Consider the following 23748-nt stretch of genomic DNA (forward strand, 5'->3'; position numbering starts at 1 on the left):
ACCGGCGGAACTCCCCAGGGTGATGTACGGGATCGAGCGGGGCGGCGTACGCAACTCGTCGGCGCACGAAGGGATCCGTATCATCATGTACGCAGCAACGTCCTCCGTGTCCGCGCCCGTCCGGCCGCACCGCACCTTCCAGGCGGGCGGCGGCCCCTACCTCGAACCCGGCCGCCCCTCCAACCCGGCGCAGGCCGCCGTACGGGCACGGCGGATGCCGGGCAACGGGGGCCAGCAGATCAGCGGCAGAATCGACCTCTCGGGGCCGCAGGGCGCGCAACTGCGCACCGCGCTCGCCTCGGTGCAGCGGATCTGTCCGGAGTTCGCGCCGGTGCAGGTGTTGCGCCGCAGCGGCCGCTCGGTCCTCCTGGTGGGCACCACAGGACGGTTGACGGCGGTCGCGAAGGTCTTACTGGACCACTCGCCGGAATGGCGCGAGCGGTACCGGCACGAAATAGCGTCGTACCGGGCCTTCGTCCGGCACCGCCCGCCGGTCCGGGTGCCGCGGCTGATCGCCGCGGACCCCGAGAACTGCGTACTGATCGTGGAACGGATGGCCGGCCGGGTCGCCGCTTTGCAGCGGCACCCGGTCGAGGCCCCGCCGCGGCCGGACGTGCGGGCGGCGCTGGGCGCGGTGTGCCGGGTCAACCAGTGGCGGCCGCCGGGTGAGCTCTTCGGCCGGCCCCTGGAGTACGCCTCCCGGATCTCGCGCTACCACGAGCTGGGTCTGCTCACCGATCGGGACCTCGGCGACCTCCAGAAGCTGCTGCACGGGCTGAAGATGGGCGGGGTGCAGCCGCAGTTCAACCACGGCGACGCGCTGCTGTCGAACCTGCTGCTCTCCCCCGCCGGTCCGGTGCTGCTCGACTGGGAGCACGCGGGCTGGTACCTGCCCGGGTACGACCTGGCGACGCTGTGGACGGTACTGGGCGACGCCCCGGTCGCCCGCGGGCAGATCAGCAGGCTGGCCCAGTCGGCGGGCCCGGCCTCCCGGGACGCCTTCCTGGTGAACCTGATGCTGGTGCTGACCCGGGAGATCCGGATGGCGGAGACGGCGGTGCACCGTTCGATGGCGGCGGCCGCTCCGACCCAGCCGTTGCCCTCGGGAGCCCTGTCGAGCGGCGAGGAGCACCGCCTGCTGCTGCGCCGGCTGCACGACGACTGCGGGATGGCCCGCAGGGCGGTCCGGGCGGCGGTCGGCACGCGCTGAACGCCCCGCGGCGCGGGGGTCACGAGGCCCGGGAATCCCGTGGTGCACACACTTGGTGTGTGCACCACGGGATTTCGCACGTTCCGGGGGCACTCGCTACCCCTGCGTATGCCTTGACATCACATGATCCCCCGAACACCTTTTCTGACTCAGCATCAGAAATGCTGGAGAGCCGCCCTCCCTCCCCACACCGCTGGAGCCCGCCCATGTCCGCAAGACCGACCTCCCCTTCCCGGCGCACGGTCCTGGCCGGTACCGGCGCCGGGATGCTGGCCGCCGGCCTGCCGCCCGCCCTGGCGCGGGCCGCCGACGTGCCCCCGCTCGGCGAGTACGACGTCGTGGTGGTCGGCTCCGGCGCCTCCGGAATGACCGCCGCGCTGACCGCCGCGGGGCGCGGCCTGAGCGTGCTGGTGGTCGAGAAGGCCCCCACCTTCGGTGGCTCCGCCGCGCGTTCGGGCGCGGGCATCTGGCTGCCGAACAACTCGGTGATCCTGGGGGCGGGGGTGCCGGACACGCCGGCGAAGGCCGCCGCCTATCTCTCGGCGGTGGTGGGACCGGGCGTACCCGCCGCCCGCCAGCAGGCGTTCTTGGCGAACGGTCCGCGGATGCTGGACTTCGTCATGGCGCACAGCCCGCTGAAGTTCCGCTTCATGGACGGCTACAGCGACTACTACCCCAACCTGCCGGGCGGCCTGCCCAACGGCCGCTCCATCGAGCCGGACCAGATCGACGGGAACGTCCTGGGCGCCGAACTGGCCCACCTGAACCCCGCGTACCTGCCCGTCCCGGCCGGGATGGTCGTCTTCAGCCAGGACTACAAGTGGCTCAACCTGGCGGCGGTCAGCGCCAAGGGCCTGGCGGTGTCCGCCGAGTGCCTGGCGCGCGGCACGGCGGCCGCGCTGTGCGGCCAGAAGCCGCTCACCATGGGCCAGGCGCTCGCCACCGGCCTGCGGGCCGGGTTGCTGCGGGCCGGGGTGCCCCTCTGGCTGAACAGCCCCCTGGTGGACCTGGTGCAGGAGGGGGGTGCGGTGACCGGGGTCGTCGTCGAGAAGGACGGCGCGCGGGGCATCGTACGGGCCCGGCGCGGCGTGGTCATCGGCTCGGGCGGCTTCGAGCACAACGCCGAGATGCGGGCGCAGTACCAGCAGCAGCCGATCGGCACCCAGTGGTCGGTGGGCGCGAAGGAGAACACGGGCGACGGCATCCGGGCGGGCAGCCGGGCCGGGGCGGCGCTCGCGTTGATGGAGGACGCCTGGTGGGGACCGTCGATCCCGCTGCCGGGCGAGCCGTACTTCTGTCTGGCCGAGCGCACCCTGCCCGGCGGCCTGATCGTCAACGGGGCCGGGGCGCGGTTCGTCAACGAGGCGGCCCCGTACAGCGACGTGGTGCACGTGATGTACGAGAAGGACCGCGGCACGGGCTCGCACATCCCGGCGTGGCTGATCGTGGACCAGAACTACCGCAACAAGTACCTGTTCAAGGACGTCCTGCCGACGATCGTCTTCCCGGACTCCTGGTACGAGTCCGGCGCGGCGAAGAAGGCGTGGTCCTGGGACGCCCTGGCGGGGCAGATCGGGGTGCCGGCGGCCGCACTGCGGGCGACGCTCAACCGGTTCAACGCGCAGGCGTGGAGCGGGACCGACCCCGACTTCCACCGGGGGGACACGGCCTACGACCACTACTACACGGACCCGGGCGTGCACCCGAACTCCTGCCTGGCCCCGGTGTGGGCGCCGCCGTTCTACGCCTTCAAGATCGTCCCCGGTGACCTGGGGACCAAGGGCGGCATCGTGACGGACGCGCGGGCGCGGGCGCTGCGGGAGGACGGCTCGGTGATCAAGGGGCTGTGGGCCGCGGGCAATGCGAGCGCGGCCGTGATGGGACACAGCTACGCGGGGGCGGGTTCGACGATCGGTCCCGCGATGACCTTCGGCTACGTGGCGGCGAACGACATCGCGGACGCGTGAGCGGCCCGGATCCGCGTTCCGACGGCTCCGGGCCGCCACCCGGCGGTGCGGGCGGCTCCTCAGGGGCGTTCCAGCGGGCTCAGCCCTGCTGGAACAGCTCCGCGGGGAGCGGCTTGAGCAGCGCGTAGAGGTCGTCGGTGATCGGGCGGTCCCAGCTGGCGATGGTGACCAGCACGTTGTCGCTGCGGTCGAACTGCACGCAGGAGATCCGGGACTCGGACAGCTTCACCTTGCGGACGATGAGGAGGTTGTCGCCCTGCATGACGGGGCAGTCCTCGGCGCCGGTGACCTCGACGTCCTCGTCGTTCTCCAGGGCGAGGAGGAGCTGGGCCACCTCGAAGGGGACCTCCTTGTCGGCGAGCTCCCGGGCCGGGGAGCCCTCGGGGAGGTTGCCGATGATCATCGCGGGGCCGCGGCCGCCGAAGAGGTCGTAGCGCAGGAAGACACCCTGGCAGCTGCCGTCGGGGGCGGGGAGCAGCCCGGCCCCGAGGTTGCCCGGCCAGTCGCCCGGGTCCATGGCCAGGACATCGAAGTCCGGGCCCGCGGGAGTGGCGGCGCTGCGGCGGCGGAGGAAGGACATGCGGCCATGGTACGTGGCCGCATGGGTTTTCCGCCCCGGGCCCCCGCAGCGCCGCCGAACCCCCGTTCGCGGCGCCCGGGGGCACCCGGGGCCGCCGCCCCGTCACGAGCCGGACCGCGCCGTGACCGGGGCGCGCCTCGCGGTGACGACGGCCGCCTCGGCCGCGGCGACCACACCGTCCGCCCCGCAGGACGACGCCACCGCCGCGGCCCGTTCCAGCAGGGCCGGGTCCCGCCGGGCCACCCCCAGGTCCAGGAGCGAGCGGCACAGCTCGTACCCGGCCGGAGAGCCGCTCAGCAGGGCCACCGACTCCTCCAGCAGTTCCACCCGTCGGGAGCGCGGCCCCACCCGCGCCGCCACCCGCAGGGCCTGCCCGACGGCCGACGGCGCCCCGAAGACCCGGGCCCGCCGCAGCGCGTCGGCGGCCAGCGCGCGGGCGCGGGCCGGTTCCTCCGGCGCCACGGCCTGGGCGAGGTGCAGCTGCCAGGGGCACCAGGCCGGGTTCTGGATGCCGCGCGGGGTCAGCCGCCGGTCCACCGCCTCCAACTCCGCGATCGCCGCCGCCGTGTTGCCCCGGGCCAGCAGCAGTTCCGCGTACACGGTCTGGGAGTCGGGGAAGACCACGGCCGCCGGGAACGGCTCCGCGAACTCGTGTGCGCGGGCCAGTTCCCAGGCCTCCTCGGCGCGGCCGCGGGCCAGCAGGGTCTCGACCAGGATGGCGATGGCGTACCAGTGCACGGGGGTGCGGCGGCCCACCCGCTCGGCGAGCCGCAGGCCGGCCCGGGCCAGCTCCTCGGCCTCCACCAGGCGCCCGGAGCGGTAGCGGATGTAGGCGCGCAGGCTGTAGGCGAAGGACAGGTGCGCCCCGCGCCAGCCCTGGCGCTCGAATTCGGCGGTGCCCGCCTCGAAGAGCTCCTCGGCGCGCTCGGGCCGGTCGGCGTACATGTGGGCCATCGCGGCCAGCACCGGGACCTCGAACCCGCGGTCCTCGTGGGCCCAGCTGAAACCGCCGGCCAGGGCGCGCCCGGCGTGGTGCAGGACCACGTCCACGGGCTCGCCGCGCAGCGTCGCGTCCCAGGCGCGCAGCCCGATCACGTACCGCTCGGTGAGGTCACGGCCGGTGAGCCGGTCGGCGAGGCGGGCGAGGCGGCGGGAGCGCGCCGGGGAGTCGGGTTCGGCGGCGTTGAAGGCGCCCCACATGAACTGCTCGGACTGGAGCCGCAGCCGGCCCCGGACGTCGGGGGTGTGCGGGATCTCCCGGGCCAGCGCGTCGCAGGCCTCGGCGAGCCGGTCGCTGTGCGCGAGCACCTGGGCGAGCCGGATCACGATGCCCTGGCGCAGCGCCGGGTCCAGGGCGGGTTCGGCGAGGGCGGCGCGCAGGTGGTTCACGGTGTTGGCCGGTTCGGTGAGCAGCGAGGCGCAGCCCAGTTCGTACAGGACGGCGGCCCGCTCGTCGAAGTCCGGGGGTTCGCGCAGGGCGCGGGCGAGCTGGCGGCGGGCGGCTTCGGGCGCTCCGGCCCGCAGGTTCTCCCGGGCGGCCTCGCGCAGCGTGCGCACCACCCAGGGGTCGTTCTCGGGGTGGGCTTCCAGGAGGTGGCGGGCGGCCGCGGAGGCGCCCAGGCCACCGTCGACGACGGCCACCGCGGCCTGACCGTGCAGGGCGACCCGCAGGCCGTCGGGAATGGCCCGGTAGATCGCGGTGGCGATCAGCGGGTGGACGAATTCGAGACCGCCGTCGGGCTCCGGACCCCCGTCGGATCCGGGACCGCCCTCCTGCTCGGCCGCGGCGCAGAGGATGCGGGCGGCGCGCAGCCGTTCGGTGGCGTCGACGGCCTCTTCGGTGCCGAGCCCGGCCACCCGTGCGGCCAGGTCGCGCGGGATGGCCGTGCCGAGGACGGCGCAGGCCCAGGCGAAGCGGACGGTGGAGGGTCCGAGTCGTTCGAGGCGGGCCACCAGGCCGCTGCCGCGCTGGGCGGCGGCGAGGTCGTGCAGCAGCGGGGCGCTGGATTCGACCGGGTCGAGGCCGCGGTCGTGGACCTTGGCGCTCAGCTCGACGGCCTCGAAGGGGTTGCCCGCGGTGACCGCCCAGGCCTCCCGGCAGAAGGCGTCGTCGGCGTGGTCGCCGACCTCGTCGCGCAGGAGCCGGCCGACGGCGGCCGCGGTGAGCGGGGCGAGGGTGAGCGGGCGTCTGCCCGCGCGGCCGGGCAGGGTGCGGAACGCCTCGGCGTGTACGGGCAGTTCGTCGGGGCGGTAGGCGACGACGAGGAGCAGCGGGAGCTGCTCGGTGCGGGGTGCGAAGGCGGCGAGCCAGCCGAGCGACTCCGGGTCCGCCCAGTGGGCGTCGTCGAGGACCAGGACCACCGGGGCGCGCTGGACGGCGAGGTGGGTGAGCACCCAGTCGAGGCCGTCGCGCAGGCCCTGCGGGTCGGGGGGCGCGCCTTCCTCGGGGGCGCAGAGCCCGAGGGCGGGGCCGACGATGGCGTACCAGCTGCCGAGGGCGGCGCGCAGTTCGGCCTCGGAGCGGCCGGCCAGCTGGGGCTGGATCAGCTGGCGGGCGACGTGGAAGGGCTGGCCCTGTTCCCGTTCGCCGCCGCGGGCGGCCAGCAGGGTGCAGGCGCGGGCGCGGGCCCGCCGGCGCACCTCGGCGAGCAGCGTGGTCTTGCCGAGTCCCGCGGGGCCGGAGAAGGCGAGGAGCGCGCCGCCGCTCGCCCCGGGGCCCGCGGCGGCCCTGGCTCCGGGAGCCGCTGCGGGACCGCTGCCGGTCCGGGCTCCGGCGAGCTGGTCCAACGCCTCGTCCACGAGGGCGAGTTCGACATCGCGTTCGAACAATACGCGCCGCATCCGGGTCCGACGTTCCGTCATGACTGGTACCCCCCAGACCTGTTCGGGGGATCAGCGTACGCCCGCGTGAGCTCGAAGGAAGCCCACGGTCCGGGAAAGATCGAAATCTTTTCCGTACGGCGTTATTCAGCCGATTCGGCGGCCAGCGCCTCCAGTACCGCGACCGCCTCCGCGGCCCGCTCGACGGCCACGAAGAGGTGGTCGTGGTGGTACCCGGCGATCACGTTGCAGCTGAGGCCGTGCGCGGCGAGGGCCGCGGCGAAGGCTCCGGTCAGGCCGACGGCGTCGAGGGCGGAGTGGACGCGCAGGGTGATCCACCCGGCCACGTAGTCGTACGGCAGTGCGGCCCCGTCCGCCTCCTCCTGGCGCAGCACCAGGGTCAGGCCCTCGGACTCCAGCACGGTGGCCACCGGGGTGACCCCGGCCGGGGCCGCCGGTCCCGGGACGGTGCAGAAGACGTACCGCCCCTCGTTCAGCTCGGGGCGCATGCCGCTCAGCAGTTTCCTCAGATCGCTCTCTCCGCTCATGTCCGCACCCTATCTTTCCTCCCGCTATGACCGGTTCGGCGGCCCTGCCGGAGGGGCGCGGGGCGCGGGGCTCGGTCGCGGTGGTGCGGAGGGCGGTGCGGAAGGCGGTGGCGCGGGGCGGCTCCACCGGGGCGGCGGCACGCGCCCCGGTGGTGCGCCTTCCGTGACTACGTCAGGTCGAAGTCGCCGCCGCGCGCGTTCAGGACGAACTTGCGCCACTCGTCCGGCGCGAAGATCAGCGAGGGGCTCTCGGGCCGCCCGCTGTTGCGCATCGCGATGAAGCCCTCGACGAAGGCGATCTGGACGTCACCGGCTCCCCGGCTGCTCGACTGCCACTGGGCCCCGCTGAGATCGAGTTCCGGCTTCTCCCAGCCGGCGTAGGGCTTCGAAGTCATGCTCTCGGCCACGTGCGTGCTCCTCCCGGTACGTCGTCCGGGGGCAAGGTTAACCACCACGGGCCGTGCCGGACAGGCCGCGGCGCGTCACCGCGCGGCCCGTCCGGCTCCGCTGTCCGGAAACCGATTTCCGCTCCGGGTACCTCAGTTGGCCGGTTCCTCCGCTCCCACCAGCCACATCGCGAAGAACTGCGCACCGCCGCCGTAGGCGTGCCCCATCGCCCGCCGCGCCCCGTCCACCTGGTGTTCTCCGGCCTGTCCCCGCACCTGGAGGGCGGCCTCCGCGAAACGGATCATGCCGGAGGCGCCGATGGGATTGGTCGACAGGACACCGCCCGACGGGTTCACCGGGAGGTCGCCGTCGATCTCGGTGACCCCGGCCTCGGTCAGCTTCCAGCCTTCGCCCTCGTCGGCGAAGCCGAGGTTCTCCAGCCACATCGGCTCGTACCAGGAGAAGGGCACGTACATCTCCACCGCGTCGATCTCCCGGCGCGGATCGGTGATGCCCGCCTGCCGGTAGACGTCGGCCGCGCAGTCCTTGCCCGCCTGCGGAGAGACGAAGTCCTTGCCCGCGAAGAGCGTGGGCTCGCTGCGCATCGCCCCGCCGTGCACCCAGGCCGGTGGCTTCGGCGCACGGGCCGCGCCCTCCCGGTCGGTGAGGATCATCGCGCAGGCGCCGTCCGAGGAGGGGCAGGTCTCGGAGTAGCGGATCGGGTCCCACAGCATCGGCGACGCCTGGACCTTCTCCAGGGTGATGTCGTGCTCGTGCAGGTGCGCGTAGGGGTTCTTGAGCGCGTTGCGCCGGTCCTTGTACGCGACGAGCGAGCCGACCGTGTCGGGCGCGCCGGTGCGCCGCATGTACGCCCGTACGTGCGGGGCGAAGAAGCCGCCCGCGCCCGCCAGCAGCGGCTGCTGGAAGGGGACCGGCAGGGAGAGTCCCCACATGGCGTTGGACTCGGACTGCTTCTCGAAGGCGAGGGTCAGTACGGTGCGGTGGACCCGGGCCGCCACCAGGTTGGCCGCGACCAGTGCCGTCGAGCCGCCCACCGAACCGGCGGTGTGCACGCGCATCATCGGTTTGCCGACCGCCCCCAGGGCGTCCGCCAGGTACAGCTCCGGCATCATCACGCCCTCGAAGAAGTCGGGGGCCTTGCCGATGACGACGGCGTCGATGTCCGCCCAGGTCAGACCGGCGTCGACCAGGGCGCGGACGGCCGCCTCACGGACCAGGCCGGCGATGGAGACGTCGTGGCGGGCGGCCACGTGCTTGGTCTGGCCGATGCCGATCACGGCGACCGGCTCCTTGCCCGTTGCGCTCATGCTCGGTCCCCTTCCAGGACGGCGACCAGGTTCTGCTGGAGGCAGGGGCCGGAGGTGGCGTGCGCGACGGCCCGGTCGGAGGCGCCGCGGTGGATCCGGGCGGCGGCCTCGCCGATCCGGATGAGTCCGGCCGCCATCATCGGGTTGGCCGCGAGCGCCCCGCCGGAGGGGTTGACGCGCACGTCGTCGCCGAGCCCGAGGGCCTTGCGCAGCACCACCTCCTGGGAGGAGAAGGGCGCGTGCAGCTCCGCCGTGTCGACGGGCGCGTCGAAGAAGCCCGCCCGCTCGGCCGCGATCCGGGTGGAGGGGGAATCGGTGAGGTCGCGCAGGCCCAGGCTGTGCGCCTCGATGCGGTGGTCGATGCCGGTGATCCAGGCGGGGCGGGCGCACAGGGCGCGCGCCGTGTCGCCGGCCGCGAGGATCACCGCGGCCGCGCCGTCGCCGATGGGCGGGCAGTCGCCCGTGCGCAGCGGCCTGACCTGGTAGTCGCCCTGCGGGACGGGGCCGCCGAGCTGGGCGTGCGGGTTGTCGGCGGCGGACGCCCGACTGCGGGCCGCGATGGCGGCCAGCGCCGCCTCGTCGGTCTCGCCCGCGTCGATCAGCGCCTGCGCCTGGAGGGCGGCCAGGGCCACCGAGTCGGGCCAGAGGGGGGCGAGGTAGTACGGGTCGAGCTGGCGGGTCAGTACGTCGCGCACGGATCCCGGCGAGGACTTCCCGTAGGAGTAGACGAGGGCAGTGTCGGCCTCGCCGGTGCGGATCTTCACCCAGGCCTCGTAGAGCGCCCAGGCGCCGTCCATCTCGACGTGCGACTCGGAGATGGGCGGCCAGGCGCCGACGCCGTCGAGGGTCATGGTGAACGAGAAGGCCCGGCCCGCGAGGTAGTCGCTCGATCCGGAGCAGGTGAAGCCGATCTCCCCCGCCTTCAGCCCGGTCTGGGCGAGGACCTGGTGGAGGACCGGCATGACCATTTCGACTTCGCTCAGTTCGTCGGTGCGGCGCAGGTGGTCGCTCTGCGCGAAGGCGACGACCGCGACGTCGCGGGACGCGCGTGCGTGGGCCATCAGATCAGCTCCTTGTACACGTCGTAGTCGGCGTCGGGCTCGCCGGTGGGCCGGTAGTGGTCGGGGTGGCCGCCGCCCTCGGTCCAGACCGGCTCCACGCGCAGGCCCATCCGGACCTGGTCGTAGGGGATGCCGCCGATCCGGCCGTGGAGGGCGAGCCCGGCGCCGTCGAGGGCGATGTGGGCGTAGACGTACGGAACCTCGATGTCGAGGTTGCGGGCCTTGATGTTGACGATGCAGTAGGTGGTGACGGTGCCCGCCGGGCCGACCTCGACCCGGTCTGTGGTCGCGACGCCGCAGGTGGGGCACGCGCCTCGCGGCGGGACGTACACCTTGCGGCAGGAGGGGCAGCGCTCGCCGACGGTGCGGCGCTCGGCGAGGGCGTTGATGTACGCGGTCTGGGCGCGGCCGGGGCTGTAGACGTAGTCGAGGCGGGCCTCGGCGACGATGCCGGTGACGGCGTCCTCGAAGACGCCGTCGTGCGGTCGTCCCCCGGGGGCGGCGTCCCGCGCCGCGTCGCCGTACGGCTCGAAGCAGGCGATGTCGGTGATGGCCCCGGTGCGCTCCGCGGCCCACCGGACCCGGACCCGCATCCCGCTGTGGACGGCCTCGGGGCCGGACGCGTCGAGGGCGTGCAGCAGGGCGGTGTCGGCGCCGTCGAGCCGGACGAGCACCCAGGCGAAGGGGGTGTCGAGCGGCTGCTGGGGGCGGGGGGCGGCGTTCCAGGACCAGGTGGTGACGGTCCCGGTGGCGCCGACCTCGACGAGGTCGCGGATCTCCTCGGCGGTGACCGGGTCGTACTCGACGGGCGGCACCATCACCCGGCCGTCGGTGGTCTTCACCCCGAGCACGACGCCCTCGCGCAGCCCGGTGAGGAAGGCGCTCTGGACGGGCCCGAGGGAGCGGGTGAAGGGGAACTCGACGACGAGGGGCGCGCTCAGCACTTCCGGTGTGGGGGCGGCTGTCATGGGGTGCTCTCCGATTCTCCGGGGCGGGTGAGGTGGGGCCGGTCCCCTGCGGGGGGCGGGGCGGTCCGTCGTGCGGGGCGGTGGGGGACGGCCGGTCCCCCCGGTGCGGGTCGGTCCGCCGGTGCGGGTCGGTCCGCGGGTGCGGGCCCTGGCCCCGCACCCGCGGCGCGGACGTCTCCGATCGCCGGACGGGCCCGTTGGCTCAGGAGCCCGTTGCCGGGCGGGTGTTGCTGCACCGGCGCGATCGCCGCGCCGGATCGGCCCCTCGGCCGGATCGGCCGCTGGGCCGAGTCGACCGCTGGGCCGAGTCGACCGCTGGGCCGAGTCGACCGCTGGGCCGGATCGGTCCCCGTACCGGCCCGATCGGTGGACCGGAACGGCCGCTGGGCCGGCGCAGCCCCGTACCGGCTACGTCGCCGTACCGGCCCGTTCGCCAGGCCGGTCCGGTCGCCGTACCGGCCCGGTCGCCGTACCGGTCCGGTCGCCGTACCGGTCCGGTCGCCGTACCGGTCCGGTCGCTAGGCCGGCCCGGTCGCCGGGGCGGCTCGACGTGTCGGGCGGGGTGGCTCGACGTGTCGTGGGGGCGGCCGACCCGGGTGGGGGTCAGGCGCGGCGGTAGACCGGCGGTCGCTTCTCGGCGAAGGCGCGGGCGCCTTCCTTCGCATCGGCCGTGTCGAAGACGGGCCAGCCACGGGTGAGTTCGGCGGCCAGACCCTCCGTCTCGGTCAGCTCCGCGCCCTCGTACACCGACGCCTTGACGGCCTCGACGGCGAGCGGCCCGCACGCATTGACCAGCGCCGCGATCTCCAACGCCTTCTCCAGCGCCGTGCCGTCGGGCACCACCTGCCCGACGAGGCCGATCCTGGCCGCCTCCTCGGCCCCGTACGGCCGCCCGGTCAGCAGCATTTCCAGGGCGTGCGTGCGCGGGATCTGCCGGGGCAGCCGCACCGTCGAGCCGCCGATCGGGAACAGCCCGCGCTTGACCTCGAAGAGCCCGAAGGTGGCGCCCGCCGCGGCCACCCGGATGTCGGTGCCCTGGAGGATCTCGGTCCCGCCCGCGACGCAGTAGCCCTCGACGGCGGCGATGACCGGCTTGCGGGGGCGGTGGTGGCGCAGCATCGCCTTCCAGTGCAGGTCGGGGTCGGCCTTCAGCCGGTCCCGGTAGTGGTCGCCCGCCATCCCGCGGCCCGCGAGGGCCTTCAGGTCCATGCCCGCGCAGAAGTCGCCGCCGGCGCCGGTCAGGACGACCGACCGGATCTCGTCGTCCGCGTCCGCTTCGAGCCAGCCGTCGTACAGGCCGACCAGCAGCGGCAGCGAGAGCGCGTTCTTCGCCTCGGGCCTGTTCATGGTGAGCACCAGCGTGGCGCCGTGCCGTTCCACGGTCAGGTGTTCTGTCCCACCCATTGCCGTCCTCCCTCTCAAGACCTAGAACAGGTTGCAGGAGGGGCGGGTGCAGTTCAATAGTTTTCTGACACCCAGTCAGATTTCTTGGGTGCCGCCCTTCCCAGTTGGCAGGCACGGCGCTCTAATGGCCGCCGTGCCGCCCAGCGCGGCTCTGTCATGCGGATTTTTCCGGGGTCAGGAGGAACGGTGGAGTACAACCTTGCCGACCTGTTCGAGTCGGTCGTCGACGTGGTTCCCGACCGCGAGGCCCTTGTGTACCTGGACCACCCGGGCACGGGCGCGGAGCGCCGCCTCACGTACGGAGAGCTGGACGCGGCGGCGAACCGGATCGCGCACCACCTGCTGGACAGCGGTCTGAGGCCCGGCGAGCACCTGGGCCTTCACCTCTACAACGGCGTCGAGTACCTGCAGACCGTCCTCGCCGCGCTCAAGGCGCGGCTCGTACCGGTCAACGTCAACTACCGCTACGTGGAGGAGGAGCTGGTCTACCTCTACCGCGACGCGGACCTCGCGGCGCTGGTGTTCGACGCCGAGTTCACCGAGCGGGTCGCGGGCGCCCTGCCGCAGACCGAGAAGCTGCGCCACCTCGTCCGGGTGGGGACGGCTCCCGACGGCGCCCCGCACCTGGACGCCGTGCCGTACGCCGAGGCGGAGGCGGCCGGTTCCGGCGGTCGCGGCTTCGGCCCGCGTTCGCCCGACGACCTCTTCATCATCTACACGGGCGGCACCACCGGGATGCCCAAGGGCGTGATGTGGCGCCAGGAGGACCTGTTCTTCGCCGGGCTGTTCGGCGGCGAACCCTCGGGGCAGCCGGTCAAGCGGCCCGAGGAGCTGGCCGAGCGGGTGGCGGGGAACAGTCCCGGCCTCACCTTCTTCCCCGCTCCCCCGCTGATGCACGGCACGTCGACGCTGACCTCCTTCGTGGCCTTCAACTACGGCCAGCGGGTGGCCATCCACCGCAAGTACACGCCCGAGGACGTGATCCGCACGATCGCGAAGGAGAAGGTCTCCAGCATCTCCCTGGTCGGCGACGCGATGCTCCGGCCGCTCATCGACGCGCTGCGCGGGCCGTTGCAGGGCGCCGACCTGTCCTCCCTGTTCAGCCTCTCCTCCTCCGGGGCGATCATGTCGGAGACGGTGCGCGCCGAATTCCAGGAACTGGCCCCGCACGTGATGCTGTTGAACAACTTCGGTTCGTCCGAGTCCGGTTCGAACGGCCGTGCGACCAACGACTCGGGGCCGGAGAAGGGGTTCCGGCTGGAGGTCAACGACCGTACGCAGGTGGTGGATCCGGTGACGCACGAGCCGGTGGCGGTGGGCGAACCGGGACGGCTCGCCCAGCGCGGGTACGTGCCGCTCGGCTACTACAACGACCCCGTCAAATCGGCGGAGACCTTCTTCCAGAAGGGCACGGAGCGCTGGGTGCTGCTCGGCGACATGGCCACGGTCGACGAGGACGGCATCGTCACGATCCTCGGGCGCGGCTCGCAGTGCATCAACACCGGGGGCGAGAAGGTCTATCCGGAGGAGGTCGAGCAGGCCCTCAAGTCCCATCCGGACGTGTACGACGCCCTGGTGGCCGGGGTCGCCGACGCGAAGTGGGGCAATCACGTGGCCGCGGTGGTCCAGGTCCGCGCGGGCGCGGCCGACCCGACGCTGGAGGAGATCCAGAGCCACTGCCGCACCAAGCTCGCCGGCTACAAGATCCCGCGCCAGCTGGTCATCGCGCCGAGCATCCAGCGCTCGCCGAGCGGCAAGGCGGACTACCGGTGGGCGAAGGCGGTGGCCTCCGAGGCGGAGGGGCGGGCACAGGCGTAGCGGACCCGCCGGGTGGACTCCCGTATCGCAGGCGGTCAGGCAGTCGCGCAGTCCGGCGGTCAGGCAGTCAGGCGAGGCATCCGTCAGGTGATCCGGCGGAGCGCCTCCAGGGGATACGGGGTCCGCCTGCTCTCGAAGCGGAACGCGCGGTAGTAGTCCGTCATGACCGCGGCGACCGGGGCGTGGCGGGTGAGGATCGCCGCGACCTGCGACGGGATCCCCGTCGGAGGTTCCCCCCGGGCGCAGGCGCGCACGAACGCGACGCGCTCGTCCCGCTCGTACCCGTACAGGGCGGTGACGAGCCACTGCACGAGGTGGGTGACGGTGTAGCAGCGGTCATAGGTCCGGTGTTCGGCGAAGAAGGCGACCTCCTCCTTCGACAGGTCGAACCGGGAGGAGACGGCGAGGCCGAAGTCCGTGAAGAACAGCCGCTCGCCGTCGGTGAGGACGTTCTGGAAGTGGCCGTCGAGATGCAGGAGCCCGCGGGCGTTCATGAATGAGGTTCCGGCCTCGAGTCCCTTCGCCACCATGGCGCACGCCCGCCCGGCGCTCCCCTCGTCGGCCCGGACCTGAACGTCCAGCCAGTCGTGCAGGTTCTGCGGGATGTACTTCATGAACAGCGCGACGCTCGCCGAGGAGTCCCGCAGCGCCTCGATCCGGTGGCGCACCTGCGCTCCGCCTCCCCAGTAGGCCACGGTCCGCTCCACGTCGGCCAGTTCCGCCGGCAGCACCTGCCCGGGGTGCGGCAGCACCCGCCAGTGGTACATCAGCGGAAAGCCCTCGTGGTCCTGTGCGAGCACCCAGTTCGTCGTCATGGTGTGCACGGCCAACTCCCGCCAGGCCCCCCATCCGGGGCTTCCGGGCACCCCGAGGCCGGGATGGCAGAAGGTGGGCAGCCCGAAGAGGTTCGCCGTGGAACGGACGTTCTCCGGCTGCCTCTCCAGATCGGTCAGCGGCAGCCGCTTGACGAAGACCGGGGTTCCGCCGACCTCCAGCAACGCCGAGGTCCCGCCGATGCCGGAACCCATCGGGATGGCCGTATCGACGAGGTCGCGCAGTTCGCGATCGCCGTACAGCGCCAGCGAGGTGGAGACGGCGCCGTAGGCCGCCAACCGCGCACCGCGCGACGCGTCGAAGCCCTCGACGGCCACCCCCACCAGCACACCAGCCTCTCAGGAATGCCCTGCCGCACGGTCATGGTCACGGTCACACTCACGGCATGGTCATGGTCATGGTCATGGTCATGGTCATGGTCATGGTCATGGTCGCAGGTCGACCCGGAGTTCCGCGGCCAGTGCGCGGCTCCAGTGGGCGAGTTCCTGGCGGTCGATGCCCTGGCCCAGCGAGGCGGCCTGTTCGTTGGTCAGGCGCAGCGGTCCGGGGTCCTCCAGCAGCCGGGACACCTCGGCCAGCAGCCCGACCAGGCGCCGGGCGCCGGAGGCTCCGAGCCGCACCGATACGGCGGGGTCGACGTCGGACATCGCCACGGCCTCCCTTCAGGGGGCTGCCTCCTGCGGCTCCTCCACGTCCTTCGACGGTACGCCGCCGGGCGTACGGCCGCTCGGGAGGCGGCCCGGTGGCCGCCGTCCCGGCTCAGACCCTCGTCCTAGCCCCGGCCAGGAAGCGTTCCACCCGCGCCGCGAACCACGGCGCGTCGTCCATCCACGGGAAGTGCCCGGCGCCCGGCTGGACGTCCCGGACCCCGTGGGGGAAGAGCGCCGCGATGCGCGCCGCCGGTTCGGGGCGCGGGTTGCCGTCGAACTCCCCCGCCAGGACCAGGACGTCGGCCGTGACCTCCTGGAGGGCGGTCCGGGTGGCGGGCGGGTCGAAGGCTTCGGGGGCGGCGTAGGCGTGGGCCGCCTCCTCGTTCTGCTGGTCGGCGTTGGCGGCCGCGTGGGCGCGGGCCCGCTCGTTCCAGCGCCCGTAGAAGAGGGGCACCGCGAGCTCCCATTCCGCTTCGCCCCCACCGCCGTCGAGGATGGTCCGGTAGGCCGCGATGGCCGCGTCGTACGGCTCCCGACCGGCCCGCAACCGCGCCGCCTCCAGCCGCAGCTCCGGGGTGACCGGTACGCCCAGGGCCCACGCGGTGGGGGTGACCAGGACCAGGGCGCGCAGGCGCTCCGGGTGGGCGGCGGCGTAGAGCTGCGCGAGGTTGCCGCCGGCCGAGTGCGCCAGTACGTCCATGCGTTCCAGGCCAAGGTGCACCCGGAGCGCCTCGACGTCGGCGACCTGGTGGTCCACCCGGTACGTCGCCCCGTCGGCCGGTACCTCGGAGTCCCCGGTGCCGCGCAGGTCCAGCAGCACCAGGCGGCGGTTGGCCGCGAGCCCGCCGAGGTCGCCCAGGTAGACGGAGGCCCGCATGGCCCCGCCGGGAAGGCAGATCAGCGGTTCGCCCCGGCCCTGCGAGTGGTAGGCGAGCCGGGTCCCGTCGTAGGTGGTGAAGCGGCCGGTGCCGGAGGGGACCGCCGCGGCCCCGCCGCCGGGGGTCGCGTCGAAGGCGGAGGGGGCGTGCGAGAAGGACATGGCCGACATTCAAACAGGCGATCACTCGTTCGAGTCATTGATTTCCGCCGCGCGCTCCGGCAGGCTACCGAATGATCGGTCGGTTTGCTCACAACGGGGTGACGAGATGGCTGCTTCCTCCACTGCCGCTACTGCGGCCACTGCCGCTGCTGCCGCTATCTCGGCGAGGTCCGCTTTCGAGGACCGCAGCGAAGGGCTGACGCCGGACGCCCTGGCTGAGCTGCAGCTGTCCCGTCTGCGCGCGACCCTGCACCGCGCGTACGAGCACGTCCCCTTCTACCGCCAGGCCTTCGACAAGGCCGGACTGCACCCCGAGGATTGCCGTTCGCTCGCCGACCTGGCCCGGTTCCCCTTCACCACCAAGGCCGACCTGCGCGACAACTACCCCTTCGGCATGTTCGCCGTCCCCCGCACCGAGGTGCGCAGGCTGCACGCCTCCAGCGGGACGACCGGGGCGCCGACCGTCGTCGGCTACACCGAGCGCGACCTCGACACCTGGGCCGAGGTGGTCGCCCGCTCGATCCGCGCGGCGGGCGGCCGCCCCGGTCACGTGGTGCACGTCGCCTACGGCTACGGACTGTTCACCGGCGGCCTCGGCGCGCACTACGGCGCCGAGCGCCTGGGCTGTACGGTCGTGCCCGCGTCCGGCGGGATGACCGACCGCCAGGTCCGGCTGATCCAGGACTTCCGCCCCGAGGTCATCATGGTGACCCCGTCGTACATGCTGACTCTGCTCGACGAGATGGAGCGCCAGGGCATCGACCCCCGGTCCACCTCCCTACGGACCGGGATCTTCGGCGCGGAGCCCTGGACCGAGGAGATGCGCCGGGAGATCGAGGAGCGCCTCGACATCGACGCCGTCGACATCTACGGGCTGTCGGAGGTGATCGGCCCCGGGGTCGCCCAGGAGTTCGCCGAGACCAAGGACGGGCTGCACATCTGGGAGGACCACTTCCTGCCGGAGGTGGTCGACCCCTTCACCGGCGAGGTGCTGCCGGACGGCGAGCCCGGGGAGCTGGTGTTCACCTCCCTCACGAAGGAGGCCATGCCGGTGATCCGCTACCGCACCCGGGACCTCACGCGCCTGCTGCCCGGCACCGCGCGACCCGCCTTCCGGCGGATGGAGAAGGTCACGGGCCGCAGCGACGACATGATCATCCTGCGCGGGGTCAACCTCTACCCCACGCAGATCGAGGAGGTCATCCTGCGCACGTCCGCGGCCGCGCTGGCCCCGCACTTCCAGCTCCGCCTGACCCGCGAGGGCCGGATGGACGCCCTGACCGTGCGCGTCGAGTCCCGCCCGGAGGCCACGACCGCCGAGCGCGAGGGGGCGGCGGCCGCGGTGACCCGGGCGGTCAAGGAGGGCATCGGGGTCTCCGTACGCGTCGAGGTGGTGGACCCCCACACCCTGGAGCGCTCGGTCGGCAAGCTCCAGCGCATCGTGGACCTCCGCGGCCGCGGTGACACGCCTTCGGGCGGCTGAAACCACCCCTTCGGGCGCGTTTACGGGCCACATTCGGGAAGCGGGGGGCGCTCGCGGGTAGGGCATGGTGCGTGACCCCGTCCCTCCGGCAGCTCCACGACCGGCTCTTGGCGTCCTCCGCCGGGCTGGCCTGGAGCCGTGGCCGGGAGATGGAGCTGATGCACCGGGCGATGGGCTTCGCCGCCCTCGGGTTCCTCACCCTGGTGCCCCTGCTGATCGTCGTGGCGGCGGCCGCTCCCGGCAGCGGTGAGGGGTTCGGCCGCTGGCTCGCGCAGGCCCTCGGGGTGACCGCGGCCTCCCGGGCCCGGGTCGAGGTCCTCTTCGGGGCGGAGAACCAGGCGCTGGAGCGCACCACCGCCTTCGGCCTCGCGGCTCTGGCGGTCTTCGGCCTGACCTTCGGCTCGGCCGTGCAGACCGGCTACGAGAAGGTGTGGGACCTGCCGACCGCCCGCTGGCACACGATGTGGCGGCACGTCGTCTGGCTGGCCCTGCTGGTGGTCTACATCGCCCTGCTCGTCCTCATCCCCGCCCCCTCCGACGACGCGATCGGGACGGTCCTGGGCACGGCGGGCGACCTGTCCGGCACCTGCGTCTTCTTCTGGGTCTCGCAACGGGTGCTGCTCGGCGGCCGGGTCCGCTGGCCGGCCCTGCTGCCCGGAGCGGTCGCCACCAGCCTGGGCCTCCTGGGGCTGCGGATCTTCTCCCAGCTGGTCTTCTCCCCCCTCATCGCGTCGAACGCCGTCACCTACGGCCCCTTCGGCACCCTGCTGGTCGTCCAGTCCTGGCTCGTCGGCGTCGGCTTCGTGGTCTACGGCGGCGCGCTCGTGGGGCGCCTGGTCCACGAGGACCGCACCCTGCGGCGCCTGCGCACGGACGCCGGCGCCCTGTCAAGTGACGAATAGCCGGGGCTACGGCCGCGGGGCCGCTGCGGGCACGGTGGGAATCACCCGTCGTGCGCCACCGCCCCGAAGGAAGCTCCCATGACTGACATCGCCATCATCGGAATCGGCTGCCGCTTCCCCTCCGCCCCGGACGTCCGCGCCTACTGGGAGCTGCTGCTGAGCGGCGAGCGGCAGTTCTCCACGGTCCCGAGGGAGCGGTGGAACCACGAGATCTTCCACGTGCCCGGTGACCCGTCGGCGCCCAACGCCGCGTACACCGACCAGGTCGCCTTCCTCGACGACGTGGACCGCTTCGACGCCCTGCACTTCGGGGTGCCCCCCGCACGCGCCCGGGCCATGGACCCGCAGCACCGGCTGATGCTCGGCGTCACCCGTGAGGCGCTCGACGACGCCGGGCTGGGCCGCGGCGACTTCGACCGGGAGAACACCGGGGTCTTCTTCGGCCTGTCGGTGTCCGACTACAAGGACCTCATGACGGCCCACATGCGCGTCATCACCCTGGCCGACGACGCGCACGCGGCGGGCGGCGGCCGGGGCGCCGTCAAGGAGCAGGAGCAGGAGCAGGAGCAGGAAGGGCGGCTCGCCACCGTCGAGTCCTTCACCCTGCCCGGAAGCCTGCTGAACATGGCGTCCGGCGCGGTCAGCCGGCACTTCGACCTCGGCGGCCCCAGCTTCGCCGTCGACGCGGCCTGTTCCGGCTCGTTGGTCGCGCTCGACCAGGCCATGGCCCACCTGCGCCGGGGCGCCTGCTCGATCGCCCTCGTGGGCGGGGTGTACCTCAACCTCACGCCCGACAGCCTGGTCGGCTTCTCCCGGCTCCGCGCGCTGTCCGCCACCGGGGTGTGCCGTCCCTTCGACGAGCGGGCCGACGGCTTCGTCCTCGGCGAGGGAGCCGGGGTCGTCGTCCTGCGTCCGCTCGCCGACGCGCTCGCGGCGGGCGACCGGGTGTACGCGGTGATCAAGGGCATCGGCACCGCCAACGACGGGGCCTCCCCCGGCCCCCTGGTCCCGACCCCCGAAGGCCAGCTGCGCGCCATGCTCCGGGCCTACGACGACGCGGGCGTCGCGCCCTCCTCCGTGGGCTTCCTCGAAGCGCACGGCACCGGCACCGCGGCGGGCGACCGCGCCGAGACCGAGGCACTGCGCCGACTGCGCACCGAGTTCCCCGACGACGACCCGGGGCTGTGCTACCTCGCTTCGGGCAAGGCCCTCATCGGGCACTCCCTGGCCGCGGCGGGCATCGCGGGGCTGATCAAGACGGCCCTGGTCGTCCACCACCGCACGATCGTGCCGCAGCCTGACACCATCCCCCACCCGGACCTGGGCATATCCGCCGCCGGCCTGCGCTTCGCCGACACCGCCCGTCCCTTTCCGAGTACGGGCGCCCCGCGGCGGGCCGCCGTCAGCTCCTTCGGCTTCGGCGGTACGAACGTCCACGTGGTCCTGGAGGAACAGCGGCCCGCCCCGACCCCCGGCCCCCGCCCCGAGCACGTCGACGACACCACTAGCAGCACAGGCACCGCAGGTACCGCAGGTACCGCGGACACCACAGGCACCGCGGGCACCACAGCCACCGGCGGCCCGGACGGTGCCCGAGCCCCGGACCCCCAGCTCGTCCTCCTCTCCGCCGGCAACCCCGACCTGCTGGTCCAGCACATCGGCGACGTACTCGACGCACTCGACACGGCGGACCGTGCGCCGCTGGCGGCCGTGGCCCACACCCTCGCCGCCCGGAGACCGCTGACGGCACGGCTGGCGATCGTGGCCACCGACACCGACGCGTTCCTGCGTCGGCTGCGCGAGGCCCGTGAACAGCTCCTCGCCGGTGCCCGCGGCGACCTCGGCGACGGGGCCTTCGCCGCCGACGCGCCGCTCCCGGCCGCGCAGCGCCGCGTCGCCTTCCTCTACCCCGGTCAGGGCAGCCAGCGACCGGACATGATGCGGGACCTCCACGAGCGGTTCCCCGCCTTCCGATCGGCGGTCGGCGTCCTGGGCGCCGTGGCCCGCCGGGACATCGGCGTCGACCTCGTCGAGCTGCTGTACGGCGGGACCACGACGGCCCACGGCGCCGCGGAGCGCATGCAGCGGCTCACCGCCACGGAGGTGTGCCAGCCGCTGCTCGGCAGCGTCCAGATCGCCGCCACGCGGGTCCTCGCCGACTGCGGCGTCACCCCCGACCTCACCCTCGGCCACAGCGTCGGGGAGTTCGCCGCGGCCGCGGCGGCCGGTGCGCTCACCCCCGTGGACACCGTCCGGCTGCTGGTCCGCCGGGGCGCGGCCGTCCGGCGGGCCGAGAGCGGCTTCCCGGGCGGGATGCTCGCCGTGCAGAGCGACGAGGAGACCTGCCGCCGGCTCGTCGACGGCATCGACGACGTGTGGCTCGCCTGTTTCAACCAACCGCGCCAGCTCGTGGTCAGCGGCTCGGTCGAAGGGCTCGCGGCCCTGCGGCGGGCCTGCGCGGAGGCCGGAGTGGTCACGGCGTCGCTGGAGGTGTCCCACGCCTTCCACTCGCCGCGGCTGGAGTCGGCCGAGGAGAGCGTCCGCGCGGACCTCGCCGGCCGTCGCATCAGCAGCCCCCTCCTGACCTTCGTGTCCTCCGTGAACGCGCAGGTCTGCGACGATCCCGACCTGCTGCGCCGGCTGTGGAGCCGGCACGCGTCCGTACCGGTGCGCTTCAGCGAGGCCGTCCGCACGGCCTACGGCCAGGGGGCCCGCGTCTTCCTCCAAGTGGCCGGCGGCAGCTCGCTGCTGACGTCCGTACGCCGCAACCTCGCCGGCCACGGCGACGTGCACGTCGTCCCCGTCGACGCGGAGGCGCCGGACGCCGGGCGGTCCTTCGTCCTGGCCCTCGCCCGGCTCGCGGTCCTGGGCGTCCCGGTCGACCCGCGCGCGCTGGTCCCCAAGGAGGAGCGCATGCTGCTGGACCTGCCGGTGGCGCGGCTCGACACCCGGTCCTACTGGTTCACCGGCCGGGAGCCCGCACGGCGGGACACCGCTGCCGCGCCCCCCGCCGCTTCGGCTCCCGCTCCTGCCCCGGCTCGCGTCGCCGCCCCGGCTCCGCCGGCTCCCCCGGCTCCGCCGGTGCTTCCCGCCCCCGTGGACGCGCCCGCCTTCCGTGCCCCGGCCCGGCGGGAGGTCATGGAGGCCGTGACCGCCCAGGTGGCCCGGATCAGCGCCTTCCCCGTGGATCACCTGCGCGACGACCAGCTGCTGATCGACGAGCTCGGTTTCGACTCGCTGATGCTCACCGACCTGTTCACCTCCCTCCAGCGGCAGTGGCCCGGGTGGAGCTTCGACGAAGCGGTGGCCGACCGGCCGACCATCGGCGGGATCGCCGCGCTGATCGCGGGCCCTGCCGAGGACGCCGCACCGGCGGCCGTCCCGACCCCCGCGCCCGCACCCGCACCCGCACCCGCAGCTGTCCCCGTCCCCGTCCCCGAGCAGCGCGCGGCACAGGACGACGGGCTCCCCGCGACACCGCCCGCACCCGCACCCGCCGCCACACCCGCGCCCACACCCCCACCCACAGAGCACACACGGATCGAGTGCTTCCCGGAGGTGACGGCCCATGGCGAGCGCCTCGCCCTCCTGGCCCGGTCTGGTCTGTCCAACCCGTACTTCCTCGTCCACGAGGGCGGCATGACGGACACGACGGTCATCGACGGCCGGGAACTGGTCTCGTTCTCCAGCTACAACTACCTGGGTCTGGCCACGCACCCGCAGGTCCACGAAGCGGCCCGGGAGGCGATCGCCCGCTTCGGTACGTCGGTGTCCGCCAGCCGGCTGCTGTCCGGCAGCCGGCCGCTCCACCTGGAGCTCGAAGCGGAGCTCGCCGACCTGCTCGGATGCGAGGACTCGATCACCCTGGCCAACGGCCACGCCACCAACGTGACCGTGATCGGGCACCTCGTCGGCCCCGGTGACCTCGTCGTCCACGACGCCCTCGCCCACGACAGCATCCTGCAGGGCTGCACGCTCTCGGGCGCGACCCGGCGGCCGTTCCCCCACGACGACGCGGCCGCCCTGGACGCCCTCCTCGGGCAGGTGCGCCATCAGTACCGACGGGTACTGGTCGTCGTCGAGGGCGTGTACAGCATGGACGGCGACATCGCCGACCTGCCCGCGCTCGTCGAGGTCAAGCGCAAGCACGGCGCACTGCTGATGATCGACGAGGCGCACAGCATCGGGACGATCGGTGCGACGGGGCGCGGCATCGGCGAGCACTTCGACATCGACCGCTCGGCCGTCGACCTCTGGTCGGGCACGCTGTCCAAGGCCCTGGCGAGCTGCGGCGGCTACGTCGCGGGGACCGGCCCGGTCGTCGACTACCTGCGGTACACCGCTCCCGGCTTCGTCTACAGCGCCGGAATGACCCCGGCCGACACCGCGGCCTCGCTGACCGCGCTGCGGTTGCTGCGCCGCGAGCCGCGGCGGGTGGCCCGCCTCGCGGCGAACGCCGCGCAGTTCGTCGGCCTCGCCCGCCGGGCCGGGATCAGCATCGGAGACAGCCACGACACCCCGATCGTGCCCTGCATCGTCGGGGACTCCCTGAAGACCCTGAGGTTGGCGCAGGCCCTCTTCGACGAGGGCATCAGCGTCAATCCCATCCTCCATCCGGCCGTCCCCGAGGACATGGCCCGGTTGCGCTTCTTCCTCACCCACGACCACACGCCCGAGCAGATCCGCGGCGCCGTGGCCGTGCTGGAGCGGCAGCTGGGGCTCCTGTCCCCGGCCCGGGCCGCGTGAGCC

General features: G+C 73.5%; 17 protein-coding genes. 6 read left to right on the forward strand and 11 right to left on the reverse strand.

Annotated elements, in window-relative coordinates; all coding sequences use genetic code 11:
* Positions 1 to 85: 85 nt before the first annotated feature.
* Both ACIQWR_RS08180 and kstD read left to right on the forward strand, forming a co-directional pair.
* Positions 86 to 1210, forward strand: coding sequence for an aminoglycoside phosphotransferase family protein (locus ACIQWR_RS08180; RefSeq protein ID WP_404005922.1), 1125 nt, complete (start codon positions 86 to 88; stop codon positions 1208 to 1210).
* Between the two features lie 266 nt (positions 1211 to 1476).
* On the forward strand, positions 1477 to 3177 hold the full coding sequence (kstD, locus tag ACIQWR_RS08185; protein ID WP_404006396.1) for a 3-oxosteroid 1-dehydrogenase: 1701 nt from the start codon (positions 1477 to 1479) through the stop codon (positions 3175 to 3177).
* A 79-nt stretch (positions 3178 to 3256) separates the two neighbouring features.
* Here kstD and ACIQWR_RS08190 read toward each other — a convergent pair whose 3' ends face one another.
* From ACIQWR_RS08190 to ACIQWR_RS08225, 8 genes are all read right to left on the reverse strand, one after another.
* Complete coding sequence (locus tag ACIQWR_RS08190; protein ID WP_354384530.1) at positions 3257 to 3757, reverse strand: hypothetical protein; 501 nt, start codon at positions 3755 to 3757, stop codon at positions 3257 to 3259.
* 102 nt (positions 3758 to 3859) lie between these two features.
* Positions 3860 to 6619 carry an ATP-binding protein gene (locus tag ACIQWR_RS08195; protein ID WP_404005923.1) on the reverse strand — a complete coding sequence of 920 codons (2760 nt, stop codon included), beginning with the start codon at positions 6617 to 6619 and terminating at the stop codon, positions 3860 to 3862.
* Positions 6620 to 6720: 101 nt separating this feature from the next.
* Positions 6721 to 7125 carry an ACT domain-containing protein gene (locus ACIQWR_RS08200; protein WP_404005924.1) on the reverse strand — a complete coding sequence of 135 codons (405 nt, stop codon included), beginning with the start codon at positions 7123 to 7125 and terminating at the stop codon, positions 6721 to 6723.
* A gap of 167 nt (positions 7126 to 7292) precedes the next feature.
* Positions 7293 to 7520: a DUF397 domain-containing protein gene (locus tag ACIQWR_RS08205; RefSeq protein WP_404006398.1), complete on the reverse strand. Its 228-nt coding sequence runs from the start codon at positions 7518 to 7520 to the stop codon at positions 7293 to 7295.
* A gap of 144 nt (positions 7521 to 7664) precedes the next feature.
* Positions 7665 to 8840: a thiolase domain-containing protein gene (locus ACIQWR_RS08210; protein ID WP_404005925.1), complete on the reverse strand. Its 1176-nt coding sequence runs from the start codon at positions 8838 to 8840 to the stop codon at positions 7665 to 7667.
* Positions 8837 to 9901, reverse strand: a complete 1065-nt coding sequence (locus tag ACIQWR_RS08215) for a thiolase domain-containing protein (protein ID WP_404005926.1) — start codon at positions 9899 to 9901, stop codon at positions 8837 to 8839. The genes ACIQWR_RS08210 and ACIQWR_RS08215 overlap by 4 nt, the downstream gene beginning before the upstream one ends.
* Positions 9901 to 10869: a Zn-ribbon domain-containing OB-fold protein gene (locus ACIQWR_RS08220; protein ID WP_404005927.1), complete on the reverse strand. Its 969-nt coding sequence runs from the start codon at positions 10867 to 10869 to the stop codon at positions 9901 to 9903. Before ACIQWR_RS08220 ends, ACIQWR_RS08215 begins: the two co-directional genes overlap by 1 nt.
* Positions 10870 to 11472: 603 nt before the next feature.
* Entirely contained in the window at positions 11473 to 12273 is an 801-nt protein-coding gene (locus ACIQWR_RS08225) for a crotonase/enoyl-CoA hydratase family protein (protein ID WP_404005928.1), read from the reverse strand.
* Between the two features lie 186 nt (positions 12274 to 12459).
* Here ACIQWR_RS08225 and ACIQWR_RS08230 point away from each other — a divergent pair, with 186 nt between their 5' ends.
* Positions 12460 to 14091 carry an acyl-CoA synthetase gene (locus ACIQWR_RS08230; RefSeq protein ID WP_404005929.1) on the forward strand — a complete coding sequence of 544 codons (1632 nt, stop codon included), beginning with the start codon at positions 12460 to 12462 and terminating at the stop codon, positions 14089 to 14091.
* 83 nt (positions 14092 to 14174) lie between these two features.
* Here the strand turns inward: ACIQWR_RS08230 and ACIQWR_RS08235 are convergent, their stop codons facing one another.
* The 3 genes from ACIQWR_RS08235 to ACIQWR_RS08245 all read right to left on the reverse strand — a co-directional run bounded on the left by ACIQWR_RS08235 (position 14175) and on the right by ACIQWR_RS08245 (position 16614).
* Complete coding sequence (locus tag ACIQWR_RS08235; protein WP_404005930.1) at positions 14175 to 15254, reverse strand: protein kinase family protein; 1080 nt, start codon at positions 15252 to 15254, stop codon at positions 14175 to 14177.
* A gap of 96 nt (positions 15255 to 15350) precedes the next feature.
* Positions 15351 to 15572 carry a hypothetical protein gene (locus ACIQWR_RS08240; RefSeq protein WP_404005931.1) on the reverse strand — a complete coding sequence of 74 codons (222 nt, stop codon included), beginning with the start codon at positions 15570 to 15572 and terminating at the stop codon, positions 15351 to 15353.
* Positions 15573 to 15684: 112 nt separating this feature from the next.
* Positions 15685 to 16614, reverse strand: a complete 930-nt coding sequence (locus ACIQWR_RS08245; protein ID WP_404005932.1) for an alpha/beta fold hydrolase — start codon at positions 16612 to 16614, stop codon at positions 15685 to 15687.
* A 106-nt stretch (positions 16615 to 16720) separates the two neighbouring features.
* On the opposite strand from ACIQWR_RS08245, the gene paaK reads away from it, so the two are divergent.
* The 3 genes from paaK (at position 16721) to ACIQWR_RS08260 (ending at position 23745) form a co-directional block, all read left to right on the forward strand.
* Positions 16721 to 18097, forward strand: a complete 1377-nt coding sequence (gene paaK / locus ACIQWR_RS08250; RefSeq protein ID WP_404005933.1) for a phenylacetate--CoA ligase PaaK — start codon at positions 16721 to 16723, stop codon at positions 18095 to 18097.
* Between the two features lie 71 nt (positions 18098 to 18168).
* The gene (locus tag ACIQWR_RS08255) at positions 18169 to 18999 is read left to right on the forward strand and encodes a YhjD/YihY/BrkB family envelope integrity protein (protein WP_399267175.1); all 831 of its coding nucleotides are present in this window, start codon (positions 18169 to 18171) and stop codon (positions 18997 to 18999) included.
* 78 nt (positions 19000 to 19077) lie between these two features.
* Positions 19078 to 23745 carry a type I polyketide synthase gene (locus ACIQWR_RS08260; protein ID WP_404005934.1) on the forward strand — a complete coding sequence of 1556 codons (4668 nt, stop codon included), beginning with the start codon at positions 19078 to 19080 and terminating at the stop codon, positions 23743 to 23745.
* Positions 23746 to 23748: the final 3 nt, after the last annotated feature.

Origin of the sequence: Streptomyces sp. NPDC098789 (genome assembly GCF_044759975.1) — a bacterium.
GTDB lineage: Bacteria > Actinomycetota > Actinomycetes > Streptomycetales > Streptomycetaceae > Streptomyces.

Coding starts and splice junctions, on each gene's coding strand:
- ACIQWR_RS08180 (WP_404005922.1), top strand. CDS start 86: ATGTACGCAGCAACGTCCTCCGTGTCCGCGCCCGTCCGGCCGCACCGC.
- kstD (WP_404006396.1), top strand. CDS start 1,477: ATGCTGGCCGCCGGCCTGCCGCCCGCCCTGGCGCGGGCCGCCGACGTG.
- ACIQWR_RS08190 (WP_354384530.1), bottom strand. CDS start 3,757: ATGTCCTTCCTCCGCCGCCGCAGCGCCGCCACTCCCGCGGGCCCGGAC.
- ACIQWR_RS08195 (WP_404005923.1), bottom strand. CDS start 6,619: ATGACGGAACGTCGGACCCGGATGCGGCGCGTATTGTTCGAACGCGAT.
- ACIQWR_RS08200 (WP_404005924.1), bottom strand. CDS start 7,125: ATGAGCGGAGAGAGCGATCTGAGGAAACTGCTGAGCGGCATGCGCCCC.
- ACIQWR_RS08205 (WP_404006398.1), bottom strand. CDS start 7,520: ATGACTTCGAAGCCCTACGCCGGCTGGGAGAAGCCGGAACTCGATCTC.
- ACIQWR_RS08210 (WP_404005925.1), bottom strand. CDS start 8,840: ATGAGCGCAACGGGCAAGGAGCCGGTCGCCGTGATCGGCATCGGCCAG.
- ACIQWR_RS08215 (WP_404005926.1), bottom strand. CDS start 9,901: ATGGCCCACGCACGCGCGTCCCGCGACGTCGCGGTCGTCGCCTTCGCG.
- ACIQWR_RS08220 (WP_404005927.1), bottom strand. CDS start 10,869: ATGACAGCCGCCCCCACACCGGAAGTGCTGAGCGCGCCCCTCGTCGTC.
- ACIQWR_RS08225 (WP_404005928.1), bottom strand. CDS start 12,273: ATGGGTGGGACAGAACACCTGACCGTGGAACGGCACGGCGCCACGCTG.
- ACIQWR_RS08240 (WP_404005931.1), bottom strand. CDS start 15,572: ATGTCCGACGTCGACCCCGCCGTATCGGTGCGGCTCGGAGCCTCCGGC.
- ACIQWR_RS08245 (WP_404005932.1), bottom strand. CDS start 16,614: ATGTCCTTCTCGCACGCCCCCTCCGCCTTCGACGCGACCCCCGGCGGC.
- paaK (WP_404005933.1), top strand. CDS start 16,721: ATGGCTGCTTCCTCCACTGCCGCTACTGCGGCCACTGCCGCTGCTGCC.
- ACIQWR_RS08260 (WP_404005934.1), top strand. CDS start 19,078: ATGACTGACATCGCCATCATCGGAATCGGCTGCCGCTTCCCCTCCGCC.